The 25133-nt window shown below is 66.8% G+C and carries 22 protein-coding genes; 13 read left to right on the top strand and 9 right to left on the bottom strand.

The annotated features are described in order from the left end of the window. Positions 1–117: 117 nt before the first annotated feature. Complete coding sequence (locus tag KF783_RS06975) at positions 118–888, bottom strand: thioesterase family protein (protein WP_294077715.1); 771 nt, start codon at positions 886–888, stop codon at positions 118–120. Then, the gene (locus KF783_RS06980) at positions 885–2426 is read right to left on the bottom strand and encodes a class I adenylate-forming enzyme family protein (protein ID WP_294077716.1); all 1542 of its coding nucleotides are present in this window, start codon (positions 2424–2426) and stop codon (positions 885–887) included. The genes KF783_RS06975 and KF783_RS06980 overlap by 4 nt, the downstream gene beginning before the upstream one ends. 86 nt (positions 2427–2512) lie before the next feature. Between KF783_RS06980 and KF783_RS06985 the strand changes: the two genes are divergently transcribed. Together KF783_RS06985 and KF783_RS06990 are read left to right on the top strand one after the other, a co-directional pair. Continuing rightward, on the top strand, positions 2513–3127 hold the full coding sequence (locus tag KF783_RS06985; protein WP_294077718.1) for a glutathione S-transferase family protein: 615 nt from the start codon (positions 2513–2515) through the stop codon (positions 3125–3127). After that, positions 3124–3918, top strand: a complete 795-nt coding sequence (locus KF783_RS06990) for an SDR family oxidoreductase (protein WP_294077720.1) — start codon at positions 3124–3126, stop codon at positions 3916–3918. The genes KF783_RS06985 and KF783_RS06990 overlap by 4 nt, the downstream gene beginning before the upstream one ends. A 4-nt stretch (positions 3919–3922) precedes the next feature. Here the strand turns inward: KF783_RS06990 and KF783_RS06995 are convergent, their stop codons facing one another. After that, a complete protein-coding gene (locus KF783_RS06995; protein WP_294077722.1) occupies positions 3923–4630 on the bottom strand; it encodes a glutathione binding-like protein in 708 nt (235 codons plus the stop codon). A 30-nt stretch (positions 4631–4660) separates the two neighbouring features. Continuing rightward, positions 4661–5893: an MFS transporter gene (locus tag KF783_RS07000; protein WP_294077724.1), complete on the bottom strand. Its 1233-nt coding sequence runs from the start codon at positions 5891–5893 to the stop codon at positions 4661–4663. A gap of 166 nt (positions 5894–6059) precedes the next feature. Between KF783_RS07000 and KF783_RS07005 the strand changes: the two genes are divergently transcribed. Both KF783_RS07005 and KF783_RS07010 read left to right on the top strand, forming a co-directional pair. Further along, complete coding sequence (locus KF783_RS07005) at positions 6060–7271, top strand: acyl-CoA dehydrogenase family protein (protein ID WP_294077726.1); 1212 nt, start codon at positions 6060–6062, stop codon at positions 7269–7271. 137 nt (positions 7272–7408) lie between these two features. Beyond that, the gene (locus KF783_RS07010; RefSeq protein ID WP_294077727.1) at positions 7409–8479 is read left to right on the top strand and encodes an acyl-CoA dehydrogenase family protein; all 1071 of its coding nucleotides are present in this window, start codon (positions 7409–7411) and stop codon (positions 8477–8479) included. A 54-nt stretch (positions 8480–8533) separates the two neighbouring features. On the opposite strand, the gene KF783_RS07015 is transcribed toward KF783_RS07010, so the two are convergent. Further along, the gene (locus KF783_RS07015; protein ID WP_294077729.1) at positions 8534–9316 is read right to left on the bottom strand and encodes a MerR family transcriptional regulator; all 783 of its coding nucleotides are present in this window, start codon (positions 9314–9316) and stop codon (positions 8534–8536) included. Positions 9317–9643: 327 nt separating this feature from the next. Between KF783_RS07015 and KF783_RS07020 the strand changes: the two genes are divergently transcribed. Both KF783_RS07020 and KF783_RS07025 read left to right on the top strand, forming a co-directional pair. Continuing rightward, a complete protein-coding gene (locus KF783_RS07020; protein ID WP_294077730.1) occupies positions 9644–12310 on the top strand; it encodes a TonB-dependent receptor in 2667 nt (888 codons plus the stop codon). Positions 12311–12413: 103 nt separating this feature from the next. Beyond that, a complete protein-coding gene (locus KF783_RS07025; RefSeq protein ID WP_294077732.1) occupies positions 12414–13691 on the top strand; it encodes an MFS transporter in 1278 nt (425 codons plus the stop codon). Between the two features lie 38 nt (positions 13692–13729). Here the strand turns inward: KF783_RS07025 and KF783_RS07030 are convergent, their stop codons facing one another. After that, entirely contained in the window at positions 13730–14506 is a 777-nt protein-coding gene (locus KF783_RS07030; protein ID WP_294077734.1) for a DUF4019 domain-containing protein, read from the bottom strand. A gap of 73 nt (positions 14507–14579) precedes the next feature. Continuing rightward, positions 14580–15824 (bottom strand): TetR/AcrR family transcriptional regulator, encoded by a 1245-nt coding sequence (locus KF783_RS07035; protein WP_294077736.1) that lies wholly within the window; start codon positions 15822–15824, stop codon positions 14580–14582. A 154-nt stretch (positions 15825–15978) separates the two neighbouring features. On the opposite strand from KF783_RS07035, the gene KF783_RS07040 reads away from it, so the two are divergent. The 7 genes from KF783_RS07040 to KF783_RS07070 all read left to right on the top strand — a co-directional run bounded on the left by KF783_RS07040 (position 15979) and on the right by KF783_RS07070 (position 23071). Continuing rightward, positions 15979–17262 carry an acyl-CoA dehydrogenase family protein gene (locus KF783_RS07040; RefSeq protein ID WP_294077737.1) on the top strand — a complete coding sequence of 428 codons (1284 nt, stop codon included), beginning with the start codon at positions 15979–15981 and terminating at the stop codon, positions 17260–17262. Between the two features lie 124 nt (positions 17263–17386). After that, positions 17387–18472 carry a Zn-dependent alcohol dehydrogenase gene (locus tag KF783_RS07045; RefSeq protein ID WP_294077739.1) on the top strand — a complete coding sequence of 362 codons (1086 nt, stop codon included), beginning with the start codon at positions 17387–17389 and terminating at the stop codon, positions 18470–18472. 32 nt (positions 18473–18504) lie between these two features. Then, positions 18505–19530: a phosphotransferase family protein gene (locus KF783_RS07050; RefSeq protein WP_294077740.1), complete on the top strand. Its 1026-nt coding sequence runs from the start codon at positions 18505–18507 to the stop codon at positions 19528–19530. Positions 19531–19534: 4 nt separating this feature from the next. After that, on the top strand, positions 19535–20299 hold the full coding sequence (locus tag KF783_RS07055) for an SDR family oxidoreductase (RefSeq protein ID WP_294077742.1): 765 nt from the start codon (positions 19535–19537) through the stop codon (positions 20297–20299). Then, complete coding sequence (locus KF783_RS07060; protein WP_294077743.1) at positions 20299–21099, top strand: SDR family oxidoreductase; 801 nt, start codon at positions 20299–20301, stop codon at positions 21097–21099. The genes KF783_RS07055 and KF783_RS07060 overlap by 1 nt, the downstream gene beginning before the upstream one ends. 55 nt (positions 21100–21154) lie before the next feature. Next, positions 21155–22291 (top strand): energy transducer TonB, encoded by a 1137-nt coding sequence (locus KF783_RS07065; protein WP_294077744.1) that lies wholly within the window; start codon positions 21155–21157, stop codon positions 22289–22291. A 204-nt stretch (positions 22292–22495) separates the two neighbouring features. Beyond that, the gene (locus KF783_RS07070) at positions 22496–23071 is read left to right on the top strand and encodes a hypothetical protein (RefSeq protein WP_294077746.1); all 576 of its coding nucleotides are present in this window, start codon (positions 22496–22498) and stop codon (positions 23069–23071) included. On the opposite strand, the gene KF783_RS07075 is transcribed toward KF783_RS07070, so the two are convergent. Beyond that, on the bottom strand, positions 23072–23959 hold the full coding sequence (locus tag KF783_RS07075) for an acyl-CoA thioesterase II (protein ID WP_294077747.1): 888 nt from the start codon (positions 23957–23959) through the stop codon (positions 23072–23074). A gap of 14 nt (positions 23960–23973) precedes the next feature. Next, the gene (locus KF783_RS07080; RefSeq protein ID WP_294077749.1) at positions 23974–25101 is read right to left on the bottom strand and encodes an acyl-CoA dehydrogenase family protein; all 1128 of its coding nucleotides are present in this window, start codon (positions 25099–25101) and stop codon (positions 23974–23976) included. Positions 25102–25133: the final 32 nt, after the last annotated feature.

Here is a 25133-nt window from a genome sequence, read left to right on the forward strand (position 1 = left end):
ATGAAATGGCTTTTGGCGCGCGCCTGTCGCATCGCTATGTCAGCGCACCCGAAAAGTGTCGCAAACTGTGTCAGCCAGGATGGGCGAGAGGTCGGGGGCAGAGGTGGCGCCGCGCCTTCAACCGAAGATCGCGACCCCCTGCATCCCCTCCGCGACCGGGCGGCCATCGGCGTCCCACATCCGCATCGACTGGCTCGAATAACCGCCCTGCGCACGGTCGGTCCGCGCGTCGAGCAGCCACCAGCCGTCCCGCGTCGCCGCACGCGGCGTCAGGATGTTGACGATCCAGGTCAGCGAGGACAGCGGCGTCGCCTTTTCGAACAGCTTGAACGCGGCGGGGGGCAGCGCGTCGCCCATCACCATCAGTTCGATTTCGGGGTCGAGACCGTCGCGCTCCACCAGTCGGCCCCAGCGCAGCCATTGCGTCGGCCCGGCCCGGTCCTTGAGGTCGTAGAAGTTGAAGTTTCCGGTGAAAAAATCCGCCGGCCCGGTATAAAGCGCGGCGTCGGCTGCGGGCGGCGCATATGTGGTGGTCGGCACGGCATCATGGTCGATCGCCGAGTCCATCGCCGCCATGAACACGAAGCTGGTCCGCAGGCCCAGTCCGGCTTGCGAGGCGATGTCCGCCTGGATGAATGCGGCATTGCGTCCACGGCGCAGCTTTGTCGCGGTGACGGTGACCGGGCCGGCGAGCGGGCCGATAAAGGCGATCTGTGCCGAACGCAGCGGCGGCAGGTCCGGCTCGATCTGTTTGGCGGCGGCAAGCGCGAGCGCGGTCGACAGGCCGCCATAGGCGGTGCGCCCCTGCAACCAGTTCGACGGGATTTCGGTAGCGAACCCGTCATCGGTGCGCTGCACCCCGGCCAGCAGCTGTGGCAGCGATGTCATGCCGGTTCCGTCGCCAGATAACGATCGCGCAATTCGCGCTTCAGCACCTTGCCGATCGCGCTGCGCGGCAGTTCATCGATCGGGACCAGCGCCGCCAGCCGCTGGGTCCGACCGAGTGTCGCGTTCACCTCGCTCAGGACGCGGTCCGCCGGCGTCGCATCCGCCGGGACATAGAAGGCGACCGGCGTTTCCCCCCATTGTTCGGACGGCACGCCGATCACCGCGCCGTCGCGCACCGCCGGGTGCCGCGCCAGTTCGGCCTCGATATCGCTGGGAAAGATGTTGAACCCGCCCGAGATGATCACGTCCTTTTTCCGATCCATCAGGATCAGGAATCCGTCGGCGTCGAACCGGCCGACATCACCGTGACGGATGAACCGGTTGCCATCGGCGTCGAACCATTCGGCCTCCGCCGTCGCCTGCCGCCGGCCGTGATAGCCCGTCATCATCGCCGGGCTGCGCCCCACCACCTCGCCCATCTCGCCGGGCGCGACCTCGTTCCCCGCCTCGTCGATCAGGCGAATGTCGTGACCGGGAACGGGTTGCCCCACCGTGTGCAGCTTGTCGGGATGGGCGGTCGCGTTCAGCAGGCAGGTGCCGCCGCCCTCCGTCATGCCGTAATATTCGACCAGCAGGCCGGGCCAGCGCGCCAATATGTCCGCCTTCAGCGCGGCGGCGAATGGCGCGCTGGTACAGGTTTTCAGGAGAAAGCTGGTGAGGTCGAACGCATCGAAATCCGGCATGGCCATGATCCGCTGATACTGGACCGGGACCAGCATCGCATGGGTGGCGCGATGCGCCTGCGCGGCCTCCAGGAACTTGCGCGCGTCGAACTTGCCCAGCAGCACCGCCGTTCCGCCCCATGCGATCGTCGGGATGAAGCTGACAAGGGTGGTGTTCGAATAGAGCGGGGTCGCGACCATCGTCACGCCCTCGGAAAAACCCGCCGCTTCGTTGCGGGCGATGTGCGCCCAGCGCATCGCATGCGGCTGGACGATGCCCTTTGGCGTGCCGGTGGTTCCGGACGAATAGATGATGTTGAACGGATCTTCGGGATCGATCGCCACTTCGGGCGGCGGCCCGGCGTTGGCGAGGAAGGCGTCGAGCGGCTCGCCCCCATCGCTGCCGTCGAGCGCTACCCGCCGCGCGGCGAGTGGGCGGTCGCCCAGCGTGGCGGCGGCGCCGGCGTCCAGGAACACCACCGCGCTGCCGCTATCGGCGATCATCGCCGCCATCTGGTCGCCGGTCGCGGACGGCGCGATCGGTGCGGGCGCGCATCCCGCCCGGATCGCGCCCAGGAACACCGTCGCATAATCGATCGACATCGCCCCGACGATCGCCACCGCCTGCCGCTGCACCGCGCCCGCCCGGTGCAGGGCGGCGGCGACCGCGTCCATCCGTGCGGCAAGGTCGCGATAGGTCAGCGCATCCGCGTCGTGGATCAGGGCGATGCGATCGCCCCGGTCGCGGGAATGGGCGGCGATCAGGTCGGGCAACGTCCCGAACGGCTGCGTCAGGATTTCGGCGGCGGTGCGCATTCTCTCTCCTCGATTCGCCTGCAAGGCTAGGCGAAAGGCCGGTTCGCTGCCATACGCGATGTTCGAAAAGCGTGGGGAGCGGGCGGGTGATCTTCTATGATTCGGAGAAGGCGGCGCCCAATCCGCGCCGCGTGCGGATCTTCGCGGCGGAAAAGGGCATGGAGCTGCCGCGTCAGGAGGTCGCGCTGTTCCGCGGTGAACATCGCGGCGACGCCTATCGCGCCGTCAATCCGCTCGGCCAGACCCCCGCGCTCAAGCTGGATGACGGTACGGTCATCACCGAAAGCGTCGCCATCTGCCGCTATCTCGAGGCGCTCCATCCCGATCCGCCACTGTTCGGCGAAGGGGCGGCCGGCACGGCGCTGGTCGAGATGTGGACGCGGCGTGTCGAACTGTTGCTGGGCTGGCCGGCGCGGATGGTGTGGGTCCACACCCATCCGCTCACCGCGCCGCTGGTGCCGCATCAATATACGGAATTCGGCGAGAGCAACCGGCCGCTCTATGCACAGGGACTGGCGCTGTGCGACGCCGCGCTTGCCGAAACGCCGTTCATCGCGGGCGAGCGGTTCGGCATGGCCGACATCGTCCTGCTGACCACGATCGATTTCGGCGTGTTCATCGGCCTGTCGCTGCCGGAGGAGATGGCATATCTCAACGACTGGCACCGCCGGGTGTCGGCCCGGTCGAGTGCGAGCGCATGAGCGACGCGATGGCGGGGATGGTGGCGATCGTCACCGGGGGCGGCACCGGCATCGGCGCGGCGGTGGTGCGCCGGCTGGCGGCGCGCGGGGTCCGCTGCGTCATCAACTATGCGTCCAGCCGGGAGGCCGCGGAGGCGTTGGCGGCAGAGGTCGGCAACGGAGCGATCGCGGTACAGGCCGACGTCGCGCAGGACGTCCATTGCCGCGCGCTCGCCGGTGCCGCGCGCGATGCGTTTGGCCGCATCGACCTGCTGGTCAACAATGCCGGGCGCACCAAATTCGCCGACCATGAGGATATGGAGGCACTGGACGCCAGCGACTTCATCGACATCTACCGGCTGAACGCCATCGCGCCGTTCCAGATGATCCGCGCCTGCGCGCCCGCGATGCGCGGCGGACCGGCGAGCGCGGTCGTCAACATCGCGTCGGTGGCGGGCATGTTCGGCAACGGGTCGTCGGTCGCCTATGCCGCGTCGAAGGGGGCGTTGGTCACGATGACGCAGAGCCTCGCCCGCGTGCTCGCGCCCGCGATCCGGGTGAACGCGGTGGCACCTGGCTATGTCGGGACCGGCTGGTTCAGCGAGCGGATGGCGCCCGACGCGTTCGCGGCGTTCGAACGCTTCATCGCCGGACAGACGCCGATGGCGATGGCGCCCGGCCCCGACGACATCGCCGGGCCGATCGTCAATCTGCTCGATCCCGCCAGCCGCGTGATTACCGGCGAAACCGTCCTGCTCGACGCCGGCGCCCATCTCGACGTCGGGCTGTCGCGCCGTCCGGGGAAGGCGTGACGGATCAGTCCTGCGGCACGGTCGTCGCGGTCTGCCCGAACAGGATCTTTTTCTGTGCGTCGGTCATCGCCGGATTGCCGGGGCGGACCTCTTCGCCCTTTTCATAGGCGCGGATCGTCGCCGGCCGCGCCGCGACCGCGTCGAACCAGCGGCGCACATGCGGGAAATCGGCCAGGTCCTGACCCTGCGCCTCATGCGGCACGATCCATGGATAGATCGCCATGTCGGCGATCGAATAATGCTCGCCCGCGACGAACGGCCTGCCGGCGAGCTGACGGTTCAGCACGCCATAGAGCCGGTTCGTCTCCTTGACATAGCGTTCCATGGCATAAGGGATCTTCTCGGGCGCGTAGCGGTTGAAATGGTGGTTCTGCCCCGCCATCGGCCCCAGCCCGCCCATCTGCCACATCAGCCATTGAAGGATCGTGGTACGCTCGCGCGTGGTCTCGCCGTAGAATTTCCCTTCCTTGAGCGCGAGATAGACCAGGATCGCGCCGCTTTCGAACACGCTGACCGGCTCACCGCCATCGGCCGGCGCGGTATCGACGATCGCGGGCATGCGGTTGTTGGGTGCGATCTTCAGGAAATCGGGGTCGAACTGCGCGCCCGATCCGATATCGACCGGATGAATCCGGTAGGGCGTCCCGGCCTCTTCCAGAAACAGGGTGATCTTGTGACCGTTCGGGGTCGGCCAGTAATAGAGGTCGATCATGTCGCGCGCATCTCCATCGTGTCGCCCGGGTCAGATGGGTTGCCCGTCGCCCGGCGCAACCGCCCGCGCGGGGCGCAGCAGCAGAAACACCAGCACGATCCCCGCCGCCAGAAAGGCCAGTGCAGCGGCGAGCGCGAAGGCGGCGCCCGGAAAGCCCCGCTCCGCACCCCATGCCAGCGTCTGGGTCAGGCCCAGTGGCCCCAGGATCGCGGCGAGGCTGGCGATGCTCGCCATGCCACCCTGCAACGCGCCCTGGTTCGACGCATCGGCCATCCGGCTCAGCATCGCGTTGAGCGAGGGGTAGGCGAGCGCCTGCAACGCGCCAAAGATCAGCAGCGCGTAGACCTGCCATCCGGCGTTCACGAAGGTATAGCCCAGATAGGTGAGCGCGCCGACGGTCAGCCCGATCATCACCGTCCGCGTTTCGCCCAGCGCGCCGATCGCGCGACCGGTCACGAACATCTGGGTCAGCGCCATCGCGACGCCGGTGGTCGCCAGCGACCAGCCGATCGCCCGTGCGTCCCAGCCAAGCGCGATCTCTGCAAAGAAGGCCCAGGTTGCCGGATAAACCTGATGCGACAGCTGCCAGACAAAGGCGACGACCAGCAGCGGGCGTGCGCCGGGAAGGCGGAATACCGGCATGAACGCGCCGAACGCGTTGGCACGGCGCCAATCGAACGGCCGGCGATGCGCCGGGGCCAGCGTCTCGGGCAGCCAGATCGAAATCCATGCCGCGTTGAGCGCCGCGAGCGCCGCCGCGGCCATGAACGGCGCGCGCGAACCGAAATCGGCGAGCAGGCCGCCGATCGCCGGGCCGATGATGAAACCGATGCCGAACGCCGCGCCCATCAGGCCAAAGGTCGCGCCGCGTCGCTCCGGCGGCGTCACGTCGGCGATGACGGCGTTGGCGGGACCATAGACCGCGCCGGCGATTCCCGCGATCAGCCGGCCCGCGAACAGCCACGCGATGGTCGGCGCGAACGCCATCAGCGAATAATCGACCGCAAAGATCGCCATCGCCGCGAGCAGCACCGGCCGCCGTCCGAACCGGTCACCCAGATTGCCGAGGACCGGGCCGGCGAAGAAATGCGCTGCGGCGAAGACGATGGCGAGCCAGCCGCCGATGCGCGTGGCATCGGGCAGGGTCGTGCCGGTCAGGTCCACGATCAGGCCCGGCAGCACCGGCAGGACGATGCCGAACCCGATCGAATCGATCAGCACGGCGGCAAGCGCGATCGGCACGGCACGATGATGAAAGCGCATCTGTCCCCCTGATCGTGCCGGCATAGCGGCCGCACGTGCGGGTGTCGCGGGAAATGCGCTTGACCGCGCGCGCGCCATACCGCAAATTCTAAATCGTCAAATGAAGCACGCCGGCGCGGGACTCGCGGTCAGGCCCGACCCGGGCGGCGGAGGCAGGAGAGAGAAAGTGGCAACGCTCGCTGAACCCAGGACGGAAGGCGCGATCGACCGGTTTCGTGCCGAGGCACGCGACTGGCTCGCGGCGAATTTCCCGCCCGAACTGAAGGGCAAGGACAACAGCATGTCCGCGGTTGAGGGGCCGACGCAGGAAACGCCCGCGCAGAAAGCGTGGCGCGAGGCGATCGGCGCAAAGGGCTGGGGCGTGCCGACCTGGCCCGCGCAATATGGCGGCGGTGGCCTCTCGCGCGCCGAGGCAAGGGTGCTTCAGGAAGAGATGGCGCGGATCGGGGCGTGGAACCCGATCGGTGGCATGGGCGTGATGATGTTCGGCCCCACCCTGCTCGAATATGGCAGCGAGGCGCAGAAAAGCGCGCACATCCCGGCGATCGCGCGGGGCGAGGTGCGCTGGTGCCAGGGATATAGCGAACCCAATGCCGGCTCCGACCTCGCCAATCTTCAGACCTTTGCCGAGGATCGCGGCGACCATTATGTGGTCAACGGGCAAAAGACCTGGACCAGCGGCGGCCAATGGGCGGACAAATGCTTCTGTCTGGTCCGCACCGACAAGAGCCAGAAGCAGGGCGGCATCACCTTTCTGTTGATCGATATGGATGCGCCGGGCGTCGAGGTGAAGCCGATTCAGATGATCAGCGGCATGTCGCCGTTTTGCGAAACCTTTTTCACCGACGTGAAGGTGCCAAAGGAAAATCGCGTCGGCGAAGAGGGGCAGGGCTGGACGATCGGCAAGCGGCTGCTCCAGCATGAGCGGACCAATTTGTCGGGCGGCGGATCGGCCTTTCGCATGGCCGGACCTTCGCTCGCAGAGGCGGCGAAGGCCTATGCCGGCGTCGATGCGGAGGGGCGCATCGCCGATTCGGATCTGCGCGCGCGGATCGCCAAATGGGAAATGGACTGGCGCACCTTTCAGCTGACCGCGATGCGGGTGATGGCCGAATCAAAGGCGGTGGGCGGCGTGTCCGAAGTGTCGTCGATCCTGAAGACCGTCGGCACGAAGCTGGGCCAGGAACGCGCCGAGCTGATGATCGAGATTCAGGGGATGGACGGGCTTGGCTGGGAGGGCGAGGGCTTCACCCCGGCGCAGCTGCACGGCGTGCGCGCGTGGCTCTTCGGCAAGGCGACGACGATCTATGGCGGATCGACCGAGATCCAGAACAATGTGATCGCCAAGCGCATCCTGGGGATGCTGGACCACCAGTAAGGCACGATGATCGTCATCCCGGCCGCCTGCCGGGATCCGACGCGCCGCCAGTGGGTATTTCGGCGGCGTGCGTGCGGAAACATGGATGCCGGAACCGATCCGGCATGACGCGATCGAGGGTTTGAGAGGGACTGAACATGGCCGTTCTGAACGACGAACAGGTGATGCTGCGCGATATGGCGCGCGAATGGGCGACCAATGAGAGCCCGGTCGGCGCGTGGCGCAAGGTGCGCGACGCGGGCGGGGCATCGGGCTTTGATCCGCAGGCATTTTCGACGATGGCCGAAATGGGCTGGACCGGGATCATCATTCCGGAGGCGCAGGGCGGCAGCGATTTCGGGTGGCTGAGCCTGGGCCTGGTGGTTGAGGAGCTGGGCAAGACCATGGCCGCCAGCCCGATCGCGGCGTGCGCGGCGGCAGCCTCGGCGATCCTGCTTGGCGGCAGCGCGGCGCAGAAGGACGCGTATCTGCCCCGCATCGCGAGCGGCGAGCTGATCGCGACGCTCGCGGTGGATGAGGGGCCGCGCCACGACCCCGGCGCGATCGCGAGCCGCGTCGCGGATGGCAGGCTGAGCGGGACGAAGGCGTTCGTGGCCGAAGGGGACAGTGCCGGCCTGTTCGTCGTCGCCGCGACCGACGGGCTCTATCTGGTCGAGGCGGGCGAGGGCGTCACCGTCGATCGCCGACATCTGGTCGATTTCCGCAGCCATGCGCGGGTCGTGTTCGACGGTGCGCCGGCGGAACAGCTGACGGGCGGGGGCGATGGCCTGCTGACCGCGGTGACCGACCGTGCGGCGGTGCTCGTGGCGGCGGAGATGCTGGGGATGGCGGGACAGGCGTTCGACACCACGCTCGCCTATCTGAAGCAACGGGTTCAGTTCGGGCAGGTGCTGGCGACGTTTCAGGCGCTTCAGCATCGCATGGCGAACCTGTTCAGCGAGATCGAGCTGATGCGTTCGGCGGTCGAGGCGGGACTCGCCGCGATCGATGCCGGCGGCGATACGCGACAGGCGGCGTCGCTCGCCAAGGCGAAGGCGAACGAGGTCGGGCATCTGATGAGCCGCGAACTCATCCAGCTTCATGGCGGCATCGGCATGACGGACGAATATGACGCGGGCTTCTACCTCAAGCGGATGCGCGTGCTTGAACAGATGTGGGGCAACACCGCCTTCCACCGCGACCGTTTCGCCCGGTTGAGCGGCTTCTGACACGGCGGGATGCGAAAGCGGCGGCGCACCTGGCGCCGCCGCTGCCGCCTGCGCCTAACCGGCCGCGTGCCGGGCGCGTCCGGCGGCCTGGATGAACTGGAACACCTCGGCGTCGAAGCCGGGGTCCGGTCGCGCACCGGCCTGTTCCTGCCAATTGCCCATATCCTCGTACATGCGCTGTACCCCCGCCTTCATTGCCGGGGTGGCGACCGCGTTGAACGGGGCCAGCAACTCGCACCATTCGGCGTAGAATGCCTGTGCCTGGTCGCTCGCGGGATCGAGCGGAAGCGCCGCCTTGATCCGCGCCCCGATGTCCTGCCACTTCGCCGCATAGGCTTGCTGGTCGAAATCGGCGGGCATGGTGCCGGCGGCTTGTGCGAATTGCGCCTTTTCAGTGTCGGTGAAGTAGCGGGACGTGACCTTGTCCCATTGTTCCTGTTGGCTCACGAGCTGTTCTCCTTGTTCGATCAGCGAGCAGAATGTCGCGATGTCGAGGGGCTCGCTGCGCTCGACACGGGACCGGGTATCGGCAAGCAGGCGCCGCGCACGCGCGATCGCGGCCGCCTGTTCGTCCAGCACGGATAGTTGCGCATCGATCAACTGCCCCAGATCGAGCGCCCTCCGCGCAAGCAGCCGCTGCACCTGCGCGAGCGTCAGTCCCGCGCGCTTGAGCGTCAGGATCTGGTGCAGCCGCGCGAGCTCGGCCGGGCCGTAGCGGCGCCGGCCCGACTGGGTCCGCAATGGGGCGAGCAGGCCACGCGCTTCGTAAAAGCGCAACGCGCGGGCGCTGATCCCGGTGCGCCGGGCCACGTCTGCAATGTCGAGCGAATCGTCCATGGGGTGATTATGCCAGTTGACGCAACGTCAAGTTCAAGCCGGAAAAGGCGTCGCCAGCGATCGCCGCCGGACCGTTTCGACGGCAATCCCCCTTTTCGAATGAAGGTTCACCATACCGGTATGGGGCGATCGCGGGCTTTCGATGCGCACCACACCTCCAATTAGGTGGCGATTAGCAACCGATTTTGGCCTTGACCATCTCATCCAAAATGTTTCTATTCGAGTTTGCGGTATGGAACCTTGGAGCGTTTCAGCCGAACGGGAGACGAGATGATGAAGCGCACGCGCTTGTTGGCCGCCGCCGGCATTCCGGCAGTTGTGATCGCGATGGCCTGGCCAGCCTCCGCATTCGCGCAGACCGCGAGCGATACTGAAAAAGAGTCGACGGGGAGCAACGAGATCGTCGTGACCGCGCAGGGACGCGCGCAGCAGCTGGCCGATGTGCCGCTGGCGATTTCGGCAGTCAGCAGCGAGCAGCTCGAGCTGACCGGTGCGACCGACATTCGTCAGCTCAATCAGGTCGCGCCCTCGCTGCTGGTCAGTTCGACCGGGTCGGAGGCGAACGGGTCGGCACGTATTCGCGGCGTCGGTACGGTGGGCGACAATCCCGGCCTCGAAAGTTCGGTCGCGACCTTTATCGACGGCGTCTATCGTTCGCGCACCGGCGTCGGCCTCAACGATCTGGGCGAACTGGAACGGATCGAGGTGCTGCGCGGGCCGCAGGGAACGCTGTTCGGCCGCAATGCCTCTGCGGGCCTGCTCAACATCGTGACCAAGGGGCCTGCCTTTCAGTTCGGGGGCGGGATCGAGGCGACCTATGGCAATTACGATTTCTGGCGGTTGCAGGGGAACATCACCGGTCCGCTGACCGAGGGCGTCGCGTTCCGCGTGGACGGCCTCTACGCAAAGCGCGACGGCTTCTACAAGGACGTCTATACCGGCTATAAGGTCAACGACCGCGACCGCTATCTGGTGCGCGGCCAGCTGCTGATCGAACCGAACGCAGACCTGTCGATCCGCATCATCGGCGACTATAGCAAGCGCAACGAGGCGTGCTGCGGCGCGGTTTATGCCAGCGAGCGGGTGTCGCAGGCCAATGTCGGCCTGATCACGCCGACCAGCCAGGTGGGCATCCTGTTGCCCGCCGTCGCCGGCGTCACGTTCAACCAGTATTTCGTCGGTATCGACGACCCCTATTCGCGCCGGATCGCGATCACGCCGACGCGCAACTATGACGGCACGACGAAGGATTGGGGCGTGTCGGCGCAGGTCGATCTCAATCTTGGCGCGGCCAAGCTGACCTCGATCACCGCCTATCGCGGCTATCGCAGCGATCAGGGGTCCGACGCCGATTACGGCCTGGCGGACATCCTGTATTTCGGTCCGGATTCGGGCCGCCAGTTCCGCACCTTCTCTCAGGAACTGCGCCTGCAAGGGTCGGCGTTCGACGACAAGCTGGACTGGCTGGTCGGCGGCTATTTCGCGCATGAGAAGCTTGAGACTCGCAGCCAGCTGAAGTTCGGACAGGATTATGGCCGTTTCGCCGCCTGCCGCGTCGCGCTCGGTGTGTTCGGCGGCATCTCGCCCACCAATCCGGGCTGTCTCGCGCCGACGACGCTGGCCGCGCTCCAGGCCGGCCTCGTGCCGTCGCTGGGCGCGCTCGGCCCCGTCGTCGCGGGCGGCTTCCTGCGCCTCGACAGCGTGCGCGATGTCGGCGACGACACCGCCAACTTCAACCAGACGAGCGAGAACTTCGCGTTCTTCACCCACAACATCTTCCACGTCACCGATCGCTTCGATGTGACGCTGGGTCTGCGTTACACCAACGAGACCAAGAAGATGGACGCGAACTTCAACAACACCAACACGGTGTGTCCGGCGCAGCAGGCGGCGTTGCTGCCGTATCTTGGCCTGTCGTCGGCGCTGTTCGGCGGCCTCATCACCCTGACCTGTCAGGGCGGATCCTCCTCGACGCTCAACGGCATCACGCTCGCCGATCAGCGCAAGGAGAGCAAGTTCACCGGGACTGCGGTGCTGTCGTACAAGGCGACCGACGACCTGCTGCTCTACGGAAGCTATTCGCGCGGGTACAAGGCGGGCGGCTACAATCTCGACCGGTCGGCGTTCACCAACCCGGTCGCGACGCAGCCTTTGCCGATCTTCCCGGCCAGCGCCGCCAATGCGGCTTATTATGGCAGCGGGCTTCAGTTCGCGGAGGAAACGGTCAACGCCTTTGAAATCGGCCTGAAATACTCGACTCGTGCGTTCAGCCTGAACCTTGCCGCGTTCCGTCAGGAATTCAGCAACTTCCAGCTGAACACGTTCAACGGCACGGTGTACCTCGTCCAGAACATCAACGGCTGCAAGACCAGCCTCAACGGGGCGGACCGGGATACCAGCGCGACGACCGGGGCGTGCGCCTCTGGCGACGTGACCGCGGGCGTGATCGCCCAGGGTGTCGAGCTCGAAACGACGCTGGTTCCGCATCGCGACATCCGGTTCAACATGGGCCTGACCTATGCCGACACCAAATATGCCGACAATCTGGTCGGCAGCGCGTCGGGCAAGCCGCTCGATCCGGCACTGCGCCTGTTGCCGGGCCAGAACCTGTCGAACGCGCCGAAGATCACGGTGACCTCGTCCTTCGCCTGGACGCCGGACATCGGATCGACGGGGCTGAGCGGGCTGTTCTATATCGATGGCCGCATGACCAGCGATTACAACACCGGCTCCGACCTGTTCCCGCAAAAGCTTCAGGACAGCTATGTCGTGGTCAACGGCCGCATCGGCATTCGCGGGCCGCAGCAGCGCTGGGCGCTGGAATTCTGGGCGCAGAACCTGTTCAACACCGATTACATGCAGGTCGCGTTCAGTTCGCCGTTCCAGGCGGTCAGCACCACGCCCCAGCCGGGCTATCCCGGCGGGTCGCAGGTCTTCTCGTCCTACCTTTCCGAACCGCGCACCTATGGCGTGACCGCGCGGTTCAAATTCTGATCGGCTCGTTCTTGGGCTGAAACTGGCGGGGTTCACGCGCGTGGACCCCGCCATTTCTTTTACGGGCCGGTCGCAGGCGGCGGGCGATGGGGAGGATGCGCGGGTGAACGAGGCACTGGACGCGCGGGCGATCCGCCAACGCGGCGCGACGCTGACATTGCTGACCTGCGCCTATTTCTTCAGCTATATGGATCGGCAGATCCTCGCGATCCTGCAAGAGGATATTCGGGGCGAGTTGCTGCTGTCCGACACGCAGCTCGGCCTGCTTGCGGGGTTCGCGTTCGCGATCTTCTACGCGACGCTTGGGTTGCCCGTTGCGCGGCTCGCCGACCGCGGAAACCGGGTGAACATCATCGCGATCGCGCTGACCCTGTGGAGCGCGATGACCGCGCTCTGCGGCCTGGCGCAGAATTTCGTCCAGCTGCTGCTCGCCCGGATCGGCGTCGGGATCGGCGAGGCGGGGTCAAGTCCGCCCAGCCATTCGATCATCGCCGACCTGTATCCCGCCGAACAGCGCGCGGGGGCGATGGGCATCTATTCGCTCGGCGTGGTGCTGGGTGCCGCCGGCGGGACGATGATCGGCGGCACGCTCGCCCATTTCTTTGGCTGGCGCATTGCGATGTTCGCGGTGGGTGTGCCGGGCGTCCTTCTCGCGCTCATCATCAAACTGTGCGTGGTCGAACCGCGCCGGGGGCTGTCCGATCCCCGGCATCTCGCCGCGCCGCCTGGCGAGATGCCGGCGTTCGGCGCCGGGTTCCGGTCGCTGTTCGCCAATCGCGCGGCGGTGCATCTGGTGATGGGCGTCACCATCACCTCGCTCATCGGCTATGGCCACACCGCCTTCGGCCCCAGCTTCCTGATCCGCTCGGTCGGCCTGGACAAGATCCAGATCGCCTCGATCGTCGCGCCGGTGGGCGCGGTGTGCGGCACGCTGTCGGCGGTGCTGGGCGGCTGGCTCGCCAACAGGGCGGCGGCGCGCTGGGGGCTGCACGCACAGGCGTGGCTGGTACTGGCGATGAAGGGAGTGGGGTTGCCGCTCTCCTTCCTCTTCTTCGCCTCGACCGATCCGTGGATCGCCATCCCGATCTACTGGGCCTCACTGGTGCTGGTGAACTCCTATCTCGGTCCCACCTTCGCGTTGATTCAGGGGCTTGCTCCGCTGCGCATGCGCGCGCTGTGGGCGGCGGTCACGCTGCTGGTCATCAACCTGGTCGGGCTTGGCCTTGGCCCGACGCTGATCGGGGTGATTTCCGACCTGCTGAAACCGCAATTCGGGGATGCGCAGGCGCTTCGGCTGGCGATGCTCAGCTTCGCGGCGGCAACGCCCTGGGCATTGTTCCACTATTGGCGGGCAGGGGTGTGGCTGAAGCGGGGAGCGTGAGCGCCCCCCCGCGTGGCCCGCCACGGACGCGACCGACGCTATCCGATCGTCACGGCCACGATCCGCCAGCCCCCGTCCTCGCGCTCCAGCGTCACCGTCTCGACGGTATCGGCCTTGGCGGCGAAACTGGTCCGGAACCTGACGACCTCATAGCCGGCGGGCGGCGCCGGAAGATTTTCCTGCCCGATCAACGTGCGCGAGACGACCGCGCCCAGCGGCCGGCGCGCCTGTTCGGAGGCATCGCTCCAGACCTTGAGTGAATTGAGCTTGCGAAAGGAGGCGCCGGTCGCGGCGTAGCTGGCGGCCCAGTCGCTTCGGTCCAGCATCGCAAGGAAACGGCGAGCCGCATCGACCACCTGGGGGTCGGTGGCCTGGGCGGCGGCGGTCGGGGGCGGGGCGTCCGCCGCCTGGGGCAGGGTGAGGAAGGCCATCAGGCCAAGCAAGACGGTCATGAGCAATGCTCCGATTACGATCCGGGGGCGGCGACGTGCCGGCCCCACGCCGACGTGCGGCGCCGTCCGCTGATCCGCGACCGCGCCGCCCCGGTCTGCCCCGAAATCGATGTCCCCCGGATTTTCGGGGTCGGCCGCGACCGCGCGGGCCTGTTCGACGTCGAGCAGGCGTCGTGCGGCCTCCCGGCTGCTGGACACCGACATCTTGCGCCGCGCCTCGCGCAGCCGTTCGTTGATCGTATGGACCGAAAGATCGAGTTCGCGGGCGATCGATTTGGCGTCGTGTCCGCGCACCATCAGGCGAAGCGTCTGCTTCTCCTTTTCCGTCAGCGCCCAGCGCCCTTCCCTCGACGGCATCTGCATGGACCCGGCCTAGGCCCCGCCAGGGGCCGCAACCACCCCCAAAATTTCGTGGGCGCGGCGGCGCGCGGGTCGGTCAGAGGTCCAGGAGCCGATCGTCGAACAGCCCGAAGACCACCGTCGAGGCATAGAAGGCGACGGCGCGCTCACGCGGCATCGTGCCGGCCCATTTGCGCATGTCGAACGCGGCATTCTGGATCGCCATCATCACCTGGCTGGCGACCAGCGGATCGATGGCGCGGATCGATCCTTCCGCGATCCCGTCGGACAGCATGCCGGCATAGCGGCGCGCGATCCGGTTCGACCGGTCGAGCAGCGCGCTGCGCACCCGGGGCGGCAGACCCGACAGCGCGGTGGTGCGCAACAGCGGTCCGCGCTCCGAAAACTGGACGTCGAGCAGGGTCGCGATGATGCTGGTCACCTTGTCCCAATGGTCGCCCGCGCCATCGTCCGCCAGCCGCTGAGCATCCGCGATCAGGTCGAAACTGCGGCGATAGCATTCGATCACCAGCTCGTCCTTGGCGTCGAGATGGTGATAGAAACTGCCCTTGGTGACGTTGAGTTCGCTGGCGATCTTCTGAACCGATGCGCCGCGATAGCCGAGTTCGTTGATCAGCCGCGTGGCGGCGAGCAGGAACGCTTCGCGGCCCGGCTCCGCCTCGTCATGCGGCAGTTCGAGCAGGCGGGGCGCCCAGACGTCGCCGCGCGTCGCGATGCCGTGGCGAAACACGTCCATCAGCCGGCTCTCGACGCGCGGATATTCGTCGATCTCGTACCGGGCGAGCCAGACCGGAAGCCAGAAGGTGTTTTCGAGCAGCACATGCGCCCGGCCGCCCCACAGGTCGGTCTGCGCGCGGGTGCCGCCTTCGCCCCACAGCGCGCGGGTGCGACGGAACACATGCTGCCAGCGGGTGAGCAGCCGCGCCTTCACCTCGCCCTCCATCGCGCGCAGGTCCGACAGGATCGCAAAGGGGCGTTCCTCGCCGCGCGCGATCCGTTCGAGCCGTTCCATGTTGAGCGACAGGTAATGGGCGACGCGCGCGTCCGGGCTGACCTCGTGATGCGCGCTCGCCAGCATCTCGTCGAGCCGGTCCAGCGTGACTTCGAACGCGGCGGCGGCCAGGTCCTCCTTGCGCTTGAAATAATAGGTCACGCTGGTCGTGTTCAGACCCACGCGCTGGGCGACGTCGGCAAAGGTCATGCCCTTTGCGCTCTGTTCGTTGATGACATCCGCCGCCGCCGCGAGGATCGCGTCGCGCTTCGCCCTGAACCGTTTCGTTTCGCCCCGCGCCTCGGCCGGGGATCCCGCTTCCGCTCCCATCCGATCAGACTAGCATCTTTGATTCGAAGAACCAGTCCCAAAGCGACGTGAGAGGATGGGCAAATTACGTAGCTGAAAATCGCGGAGCGAGCACTTTACCGAATATCGGGTATGGCGTAAGCGACGTGAAACGCGGATCGAGAGGAGAGCATCGATGGACTTCACGCTGAGCGAGCGCGAAACCTATTTCAGGGATCGGGTGAAGGGGTTCATCGACCAGCATATCGCGCCCCGCCAGGCCGAATATGCCGCGCAGGTGCGCGAGGGCGATCGGTGGAAGGTGATCCCGGTGATCGAGGAGCTGAAGCCGGTCGCGCGCGATCAGGGCCTGTGGAACTTCTTCATGCCGCCCCATTCGGGCCAGTCCCATGTCGATGACAGTTTCGCGTTCGAAGGCACGCAGCTCACCAATCTCGAATATGCGCTCTGCGCCGAGGAGATGGGCCGATCGGGCTGGGCGAGCGAGGTGTTCAACTGTTCCGCGCCGGACACCGGCAATATGGAGGTGCTGCATCGCTACGGCACGCGCGAGCAGAAGGATCGCTGGCTCAAGCCGTTGATGAACGGCGAGATCCGTTCCGCCTTTCTGATGACCGAACCGGAAGTCGCCTCGTCCGACGCGACCAACATCCAGACCTCGATGGTGCGCGACGGCGATCATTATGTGATCAACGGCCGCAAATGGTGGTCGTCGGGCGTCGGCGATCCGCGCTGCGCCGTGGCGATCGTCATGGGCAAGACCAACCCCGATGCGTCGCGCCATGCGCAGCAGAGCCAGATCCTGGTGCCGCTGGATACACCGGGGGTGACTATCGAGCGGATGCTTTCGGTATTCGGGTATGATCACGCGCCGCACGGTCATGGGGAGGTGGTGCTGGACAATGTCCGGGTGCCGGTCGAGAATGTCATTCTGGGCGAAGGGCGCGGGTTCGAAATCGCGCAGGGCCGGCTTGGGCCGGGCCGAATCCACCATTGCATGCGCTCGATCGGGGTCGCCGAAATGGCGCTTGAAATGATGTGCAAGCGGCTGGTTAGCCGGGTCGCGTTCGGCAAGCGGATCGCCGATCAGTCGGTCTGGGAACAGCGGGTGGCGGAGGCGCGCTCGAACCTCGAGATGATGCGCCTGCTGTGCCTGAAGGCCGCCGACATGATGGACAAGGCGGGCAACAAATCGGCGCAGGGCGAAATCGCGATGATCAAGGCGATGGGGCCGCGCATGACGTTGCAGATCCTGGACGATGCGATCCAGGCATTTGGCGGTGCCGGCGTTTCGGGCGACACCCCGCTGGCCAGCGCCTGGGCGAGCATGCGCACGCTGCGCTTTGCCGATGGGCCGGACGAGGTGCATAACCGCGCGATCGCGCGCACCGAATTCGGCAAATACGGATCGTTCAAGGCCGATCGGCCGTCGAGCGGCGACATCGCGGTGACGCGGTAAGGGTTTCAGGACGAACGACCTTCGCCCTTCCGGTGCTTCGCGCCGTCTTCCCCTCTGACGATGGACGAGGGAAGCGGGTCGCGAACGCAGGGTTTGGAACGGGCGCGGGCGACGGGAGGATGGGTTGAAAGCAGCAATTTTGTTCGAGGCGAAACGCCCCCTCGAAATCCACGACGTCACGATCGACAAGCCTGGCCCGCGCGAGGTGCTGGTCCGCACCGCGGCGTGCGGCGTGTGCCGATCCGACCTGCATTTCGTCGATGGCGCCTATCCGCATGCGATGCCGACCGTGCCGGGGCATGAGGCCGCCGGCGTGGTCGAGGCGGTGGGCAGCGACGTCACCCGGCTGAAACCTGGCGACCACGTCATCACCTTCTTCACCGCGTTTTGCGGATCGTGCGAATTCTGCGTGTCGGGCCGCCCTTCGCTGTGCATCGACAGTTCGGTGCGCCGACCCGAGGGCGCGGCGCCAAAGCTGACGCTCGCCGACGGCACCCCGATCGCCCACTTCCTCAACCTGTCGGCCTTTGCCGAACAGATGCTGATCCACGAAAATGCGTGTGTCGCGATCAGCCGGGACATGCCGCTCGATCGCGCCGCCCTGCTCGGCTGCGCGGTGATGACCGGCGCGGGGTCGATCTTCCGCGACAGTCAGGTCAGCCCGGGCGAGACGGTGGCGGTGATCGGGTGTGGCGGGATCGGCCTGGCGGCGGTCAACGCCGCGAAGATCGCCGGAGCAGCCAAGATCGTCGCGATCGATCCGGTCCCCGAAAAGCGCGTGCTCGCCCGCAGGATGGGCGCGACCCATGATCTCGACGCGATGGCCCCGGACGTGGTGAAGCAGGTGCTCAAGCTCACCAATGGCGGCGTCGATTACGCGATCGAGGCGGTCGGGCGGACCAATACCGCCGAAATGGCGTGGAACGTGCTGCGCCGGGGCGGCACCGCGACGATTCTGGGCATGATCGCGCCGGGCCAGTCGGTCAGCATCCCGGGGCCGACCTTCCTGTCGGGAAAGAAGCTGCAAGGGTCGCTGGCCGGATCGATGCAGTTCCCGATCGATCTCCCCCGGCTGGTGCAGATGTATCTCGACGGCATTCTCGACCTCGACACGATGGTCGCGGAACGGATCGGGCTTGCCGACATCAATCACGCCTTTGACAATCTGCGCCGGGGAGACGCCGTTCGCTCGGTGATCGAATTCGCATGAAGCCGCCGGCGGGGCATCGCGGCGGACAGCCGATGGAGCAGGTCGACGATCTCGATGTCGCGAAACTGTCGGCGTGGATGGCGGCGCACGTCGCCGGGTTCGAGGGGCCGCTCACCTACGCCAAATTCCCCGGCGGACAGAGCAATCCCACCTATCGCATCGATGCCGTAAGCGGCGCCTATGTGCTCCGTCGCAAGCCGTTCGGTCCGCTGCTTCCTTCGGCCCATGCGGTCGATCGCGAATATCGGCTGATCGCCGGCCTGCATCCGACCGGCTTTCCGGTGGCGCGACCCTATGGGCTGTGCGAGGATGACGCGGTGGTCGGATCGGCCTTCTACATCATGGAACTGGTCGATGGAGCGACCTATTGGGACGGCGCGCTGCCGGACAAGACGCCCGATCAGCGCACCGCGATCTACTTCGAGATCTGCGATCGGCTGGCGCAGCTGCATCAGACCGATTTCACGGCCGCCGGCCTTGGCGATTACGGCAAGCCTGGCAGCTATTTCGAACGGCAGGTGGGGCGCTGGACGAAACAATATCGCCTGGCGCAGACCGACGAGCTGGAGGATGTCGAGAGGCTGATCGAATGGCTCCCGCGCACGCTCCCGCCGCAGACGCGGACCAGCATCGTCCATGGCGATTATCGCATCGACAACATGATCTTCGACCGCGATGCCCCCCGGGTGAAGGCGGTGCTCGATTGGGAATTATCGACGCTGGGCGATCCGATGGCGGATTTTTCGTACCTGCTGATGAACTGGATGATCCCGGCGAACGGCGCGTCAGGGATCGGCGGGATCACCGGAGCGGCGACCGGCATTCCGACGGTTGAAGCGATGGTCGATCGCTACTGCGTCGCGACGGAACGTGACGGCATTCCCGATCTCAACTGGTATTTCGCGTTCGGCCAGTTTCGCCTGATGAGCATCGTGCAGGGGATCAAGAGGCGAATGCTCGACGGCAATGCCAGTAACGCGCATGCGCAGGAAACCGCCGCGCGCGTCCCGGGTCTGGCCGCCAGCGCGTGGGATTTCGCGAAAAAGGCGGGAGCATGAAGCGATGAGCCTGTTTGACCTGACCGGCAAGGTCGCCATCGTCACCGGATCCTCGCGCGGGATCGGCAAGGCATCGGCCGAGGCGCTCGCCGATCAGGGCGCCCGGGTCGTGATCTCCAGCCGGAACCAGGATGCGTGCGAAGCGGTGGCAGCGGCGATCAATGCGAAACATGGCGATGGCGCCGCGATCGCCGTCGCGGCGAGCATCTCGTCCAGACCCGCGCTCCAGGCGCTGGTCGATGAGACCCGCCGTGTCTTTGGCGGTATCGACATCCTGGTCTGCAACGCCGCGTCCAACCCCTATTACGGCCCGCTGGCGGACATCGCGGACGATCAGTTTCGCAAGATTCTCGACAATAACGTGCTGTCCAACCACTGGCTGATCCAGATGGTCGCGCCAGAGATGCGCGCGCGGGGGGACGGATCGATCGTCATCGTCTCGTCGATCGGGGGGCTTCGCGGATCGCCGGTGATCGGCGCGTACAATGTGTCGAAAGCGGCGGACTTCCAGCTCGCGCGCAACTATGCGGTCGAATATGGCCCCGACAATGTCCGGGTGAACTGCATCGCGCCGGGCCTTATCAAGACCGATTTCGCCCGCGCGTTGTGGGAGGATCCTGCCGCCGAAGCGCGCGTGAACAAGGGGACGCCGCTGCGCCGGCTTGGCGAACCCGAAGACATCGCCGGCGCGGTCGTCTTCCTCGCCTCTGCGGCCGGTCGCTACATGACCGGGCAGGCGATGGTGATCGATGGCGGGGTAACGATCTGATGGCACGCTTTACCGACAAATCGATCATCGTCACCGGCGCGGGCAGCGGCATTGGTCGCGCCGCCGCGATCCTCTTCGCGGCGGAGGGCGGGCGGATCATCGTCGCCGACCGGACCGAGGGCGCGGACCAGACCGTCCGCATGATCGCCGAAGCGGGCGGCACCGCGCGGGCGATCCGCATGGACGCCGGCAGCGAGGGCGACGTGATCGCCACCGTCGATCTGGCGGTCGCCGAATATGGCGCGCTCGACATCCTGTTCGCCAATGCCGGCATTTCGGGCGGAATGGCCAACATCTTCGACACGACGCCCGAACTGATCGCGGAGGTGCTGCGCGTCAATCTGATCGGGCCGCTGCTGGCGATCAAGCACGGGGCGCCACGCATCGCGGAGCGGGGCGGCGGCGCGATCGTCCTCACCGCCAGCGTCGCGGGCATCCGCTCCGGCGCGGGCAGCCCCGCCTATTCGGCGTCAAAGGCGGGGGTGATCAACCTCGCCGCGGTTGCCGCGCAACAGCTTTCGGGGTCGAATGTCCGCGTCAACGCGCTCTGCCCGGGCCTGACCGAAACCGGGATGACGAAGCCCACCTTCGACTATGCGCGTGAGGCCGGGAAGATGGACCGTATCGGGCGCCTCAATCCGTTGCGTCGCGGCGCTCAGGCGGAGGAACTGGCGCGGGCGGCGCTGTTCCTCGCCTCTGACGATGCGAGCTATGTGAACGGACAGGCGCTGGCGGTGGATGGCGGCCTGTCGTCCAGCCACCCGGTCACGCGGCAGGAATTCGGCAAGACGGCGGTCTGACGCCCGCGCGCACCGGCGCCTTGAACCGATCGTGGAATTGCCGGATGCATGTCGCATGCTCCCGCTGTTTCTATCGCTCATCGCCCAGGCGGCCTCCGCACCGCCGCCGCCGGCTCCGCCGCCCGCTCCGCCGGTCGTCACGATGGTCGCGGCGCGCGCGCACCTGATCGATTTCGTGCCGGGCGAGATCCGTTGCGGCTCCCGCGCGGTGAGCCCGATCGCCAGCGTGCGTCCGTTCACGGTCGGCGCGACGCTCGGCACCGATCCCGTCGCGCCGGTCGATATCGCGTTCAGCATCGACGCTGACGGGCGTCCGACCGGGGTCGCGCAATTGCCCCGTCCGGCGGGACGCTTCGCCTATCTCGATGCCAGCGATCTGGAGGTGGTGACGACGTTGCTGCGCTTCGTGTCCGGCGGGCCGATCGCCGGGTGCAGGGTGACGTTCAGCCCGCGCGAGACGGCGGTGGCGGAGGCCTCGATCGAGCGGCTCGCCCCGTTCATCGCGCTCAATTCGCCCGGCCTCGCGCTCATCCGGCGCGATGCATTGGCGCGGCTGCGCATGGCGGATTGCGGGGGGCAGCGACCGCCGCGATTCCTGCTTCGCGGATATCCCGATCTCGCACGGGTGCGACCGCGCCGGGGCGAGCCGGATGTCAGCATCATCGCCTATGATATCGATGCCCAGGGGGTGCCGGTGCGGTTGCGGCCGCTCGCCGGCACCGGCAATGTCGAACTCGACGCGAGCGCGATCGACGCATTCGCGAAATCGCGCTTCGTCCCGGGGGGAGCGCGCCTGCGCTGCACCGCGCCCGCGATACGCTGGCCCGCGCCGAGCGACGCGCCGTCCGCGCCCCCGGTCGCCAGTTTCCGGCCGAAGGACGCGACCTGCCCCCAAACGATCGTGTGGGAGCGCGCGCCGACCCCGTCCTACCCGACCGCCTATCGCCGTCGCGCGGTCGAGGGATGGGCGATCATCGGCTTCGACATCGCGCCATGGGGGGCGACCGGGAATGTCCGCGTCCTGGCCAGCGCGCCATCGGTCTCGCTGGGCGAGCCGGCGCGGCGAAGCGTTGCGAGTGCGCGCGCGGCCACATCGACGACCGGCGCGCGCGGCTGTGTCACGCGCGTCCTGTTTCGCATGGCGGCGGACGACGGCGCGGCATCGGACGGGGAGCCGCCGGCGCCCTTCTGACCCCGCCTCACCCCCGGGCGACCGCGCCATTGCGGCAGGGCGACACTCGCGCCTGCACCGGGACCATGGCGAGCGTGCCGCGATCGCGACGGCCGCCGGCCAGTCGGCAGACCCCATGCTCAGACCGTTGTCGGATTTGTCCAATTCACCGCGCGCGGGAGGGTTAGGCGTGTCATCCGGTACAGTCGAAAAGGGGGATGCTGGATGACGGTGAAAATATGGATCGCCGTTGCGATCACTGCACTGGCGAGCGGTTGCGGTGACGGCGGCCCGGCCGGCGAGGGCGGCGGCACGGTGGCGATGACGCGGGACGGCAAGGTGGGTGCCGAGTTCGGCTCAGCGGGTCCGCGCATATGCGCCGACAAGAAGTCGCCGGCCAGCGGTGCGCCCAGTGCGGCGCAGGCGGCGGCCTATTCGATCTGCGCGCTGGAGGGGCAGTTTTCCGACGCCCTGTTCCTGGTCGATAATGTGGTCGTGACCGACATCGGCAAGCCGCGCAAGCACGATCCGACATCTGACGTGAACTTCGCCGAGATGGATACCTCGCGCCCGATCTATGACATTCGCGGCAATTTCGACAGCTATCAATGCCGTTACCTGTCGACGACGAAGACGATCGATATGGGGCCGAAATATCGAAAGGGGTCGAACTGCATCAAGCGCCGGTCGGCCAATGCCAAGGGGGCCTGCTATGTCGATACGTTCGGCGACTGGCGGTGTACGATGGTCGATGTCGATGCGCGCGACATCATCGACGACGAAGCGCCGCCGCCGGCCTGATCATTCGCGCAGGCGCATCAGCCCTTCCTGCGACGTGCTGGCGACCAGCCGGCCGTCGCGGGTAAAGATGCGCCCGCGATTGAAGCCGCGCGCATGGCCCGCCCACGGGCTGTCGCAGGCATAGAGTAGCCACTCGTCGGCGCGGAACGCTTCGTGCAGCCACACCGCATGGTCGAGGCTGGCACTCTGTATCTTGCTGGTCATCCAGTTGACGCCGTGCGGAAGCATCGCCGTGCCGAGCAGCGCCATGTCGGAGGCGTAGGACAGCATCGCACGGTGGAGCGCGGGATCGTCGGGCAGCGGGGCGGCGACGCGAATCCAGCAATATTGGCGCGGCGCCGACTTTTCCGGTTTGAACCAGTTGCGCGGATGGCACGGGCGGATGTCGATCGGTCGCGGGCGCAGGAAGAAGGAGTGGAAGCTCTCAGGCACCTGATCCTGGATTTCGGCGCGCAGTTCGCTTTCCGACTTCAGTTCGTCGGGCATCGGCACGTCGGGCATGTCGTCCTGATGCGACAGTCCGTCCTCCGGTCGCTGGAACGACGCGATCATGTTCAGGATCGGAACGCCCTGTTGCATCGCGATGACGCGCCGGTTCGAAAAACTGCCGCCGTCATAATCGCGCACGACGCGATAGATGATCGGGAAATCCTCGTTCCCCGGCCGCATGAAATAGGCGTGCAGCGAATGCGCGATCTTTTCCTCGACCGAACGCTGTGCCGATTGCAGCGCCTGTGCGATCACCTGACCACCGAACACGCGGCCTACGCCGCCCGGCTGGCGCGCGCCACGGTACAGATCGGTATCGATCCGCTCGACATCGAGCAGGTCGATCAGCTGATCGACCTGTCCCGCCGCCGTGTCCGCCCGCGCAGTTTCCTCGCTCAACCCCGTGTCCCCGTTCAGTAGCCCGCAGCCTGCGCCAGCGCGTCGGCATGATAGTTGGTGTCGCCGAACAGTTCGGCCAGCACGCGACCGCGCTTCATGTAGAAGCCGATATCATATTCGTCGGTCATGCCGATGCCGCCATGCATCTGGACCCCTTCCTGCACCGCGAGCGTCGAGGCAAGCCCCGCCATCGCCTTGGCCACCGATACCGCCTGTGTGGCGCGGTCGTTCCCGGCGTCCAGCAACTGCTGGGCCTTCAGCACGGCGGCGCGCGCCACCTCCATTTCCGAATACTGGTGCGCGGCGCGGTGCTGGAGCGCCTGGAAGCTGCCGATCAGCGCACCGAACTGCTTGCGTTCCTTCAGATACTGGACCGTCATGTCCATCGCGCCGCCACCCACGCCCAGCATTTCCGCCGCGGCGCCGGTGCGACCGGCGTTGAGCAGCGTATCAAGGACCGCGCGACCGCCATCGACATCGCCGATCACCGCATCCGCATCGACCGCGACCCCGTCGAATGCGATCCGCGCCGCCAGGCTGGAATCGGCCAGCCGCTGCGGATCGGCGGTCATTCCCGCAGCGTCCTTCGGCACCGCGAACAGCGTGACGCCGCCCTCATCCTCCGGCGAACCGGCCGTGCGCGCGGCGACGATCAACAGGTCGGCGACATGGCCATGGCTCACGAACTGCTTCGCCCCGGTCAGCATGAACCCGTTGCCCGACCGTTCGGCCTTCATCGCGATGGCATCGCCATGCTTGGCCCGTTCGTCGATCGCCAGCGCGGCGACGGTTTCCCCCGCCAGAATGCCGGGAAACCAGCGGTCGCGCTGGGCGCTGCCCTTCAGCGCCTCGACCGCGGCGACGGCGGTGGTGAGGAACGGGGAGGGGGTCAGGTTGCGACCGATCTCCTCCAGCACCACGCCGGCCTCGACATGGCCCAGGCCCAGGCCGCCATCGCCCTCCGGGATCAGGATGCCGGTGAATCCCATCTCGGCGAACTGCTTCCACAGGTCGCGCGAAAATCCGGTAGCGTCATTGGCATCGCGCAGGCCACGCATATGGCTCACCGGTGCGGCTTCGCCCACGAATTGCTGCGCGGCGTCGCGGAGCATGGTCTGTTCTTCGTTCAGATAGAGCGGCATTTTTCTCTTCCCATCGTCATCCCGGACCTGTC

The organism is Sphingomonas sp. (genome assembly GCF_019635455.1).
Taxonomy (GTDB): domain Bacteria; phylum Pseudomonadota; class Alphaproteobacteria; order Sphingomonadales; family Sphingomonadaceae; genus Sphingomonas.

What these genes read in the sequence shown, in the direction of transcription:
- KF783_RS06980 (WP_294077716.1), bottom strand. Translation starts at nt 2,426, where the DNA reads ATGCGCACCGCCGCCGAAATCCTGACGCAGCCGTTCGGGACGTTGCCC.
- KF783_RS07080 (WP_294077749.1), bottom strand. Translation starts at nt 25,101, where the DNA reads ATGCCGCTCTATCTGAACGAAGAACAGACCATGCTCCGCGACGCCGCG.
- KF783_RS06995 (WP_294077722.1), bottom strand. Translation starts at nt 4,630, where the DNA reads ATGATCGACCTCTATTACTGGCCGACCCCGAACGGTCACAAGATCACC.
- KF783_RS07065 (WP_294077744.1), top strand. Translation starts at nt 21,155, where the DNA reads ATGCTCCCGCTGTTTCTATCGCTCATCGCCCAGGCGGCCTCCGCACCG.
- KF783_RS07035 (WP_294077736.1), bottom strand. Translation starts at nt 15,824, where the DNA reads ATGGGAGCGGAAGCGGGATCCCCGGCCGAGGCGCGGGGCGAAACGAAA.
- KF783_RS06990 (WP_294077720.1), top strand. Translation starts at nt 3,124, where the DNA reads ATGAGCGACGCGATGGCGGGGATGGTGGCGATCGTCACCGGGGGCGGC.
- KF783_RS07040 (WP_294077737.1), top strand. Translation starts at nt 15,979, where the DNA reads ATGGACTTCACGCTGAGCGAGCGCGAAACCTATTTCAGGGATCGGGTG.
- KF783_RS07055 (WP_294077742.1), top strand. Translation starts at nt 19,535, where the DNA reads ATGAGCCTGTTTGACCTGACCGGCAAGGTCGCCATCGTCACCGGATCC.
- KF783_RS07010 (WP_294077727.1), top strand. Translation starts at nt 7,409, where the DNA reads ATGGCCGTTCTGAACGACGAACAGGTGATGCTGCGCGATATGGCGCGC.
- KF783_RS07000 (WP_294077724.1), bottom strand. Translation starts at nt 5,893, where the DNA reads ATGCGCTTTCATCATCGTGCCGTGCCGATCGCGCTTGCCGCCGTGCTG.
- KF783_RS07050 (WP_294077740.1), top strand. Translation starts at nt 18,505, where the DNA reads ATGGAGCAGGTCGACGATCTCGATGTCGCGAAACTGTCGGCGTGGATG.
- KF783_RS06975 (WP_294077715.1), bottom strand. Translation starts at nt 888, where the DNA reads ATGACATCGCTGCCACAGCTGCTGGCCGGGGTGCAGCGCACCGATGAC.
- KF783_RS07060 (WP_294077743.1), top strand. Translation starts at nt 20,299, where the DNA reads ATGGCACGCTTTACCGACAAATCGATCATCGTCACCGGCGCGGGCAGC.
- KF783_RS07020 (WP_294077730.1), top strand. Translation starts at nt 9,644, where the DNA reads ATGGCCTGGCCAGCCTCCGCATTCGCGCAGACCGCGAGCGATACTGAA.
- KF783_RS07070 (WP_294077746.1), top strand. Translation starts at nt 22,496, where the DNA reads ATGACGGTGAAAATATGGATCGCCGTTGCGATCACTGCACTGGCGAGC.
- KF783_RS07015 (WP_294077729.1), bottom strand. Translation starts at nt 9,316, where the DNA reads ATGGACGATTCGCTCGACATTGCAGACGTGGCCCGGCGCACCGGGATC.
- KF783_RS07030 (WP_294077734.1), bottom strand. Translation starts at nt 14,506, where the DNA reads ATGCAGATGCCGTCGAGGGAAGGGCGCTGGGCGCTGACGGAAAAGGAG.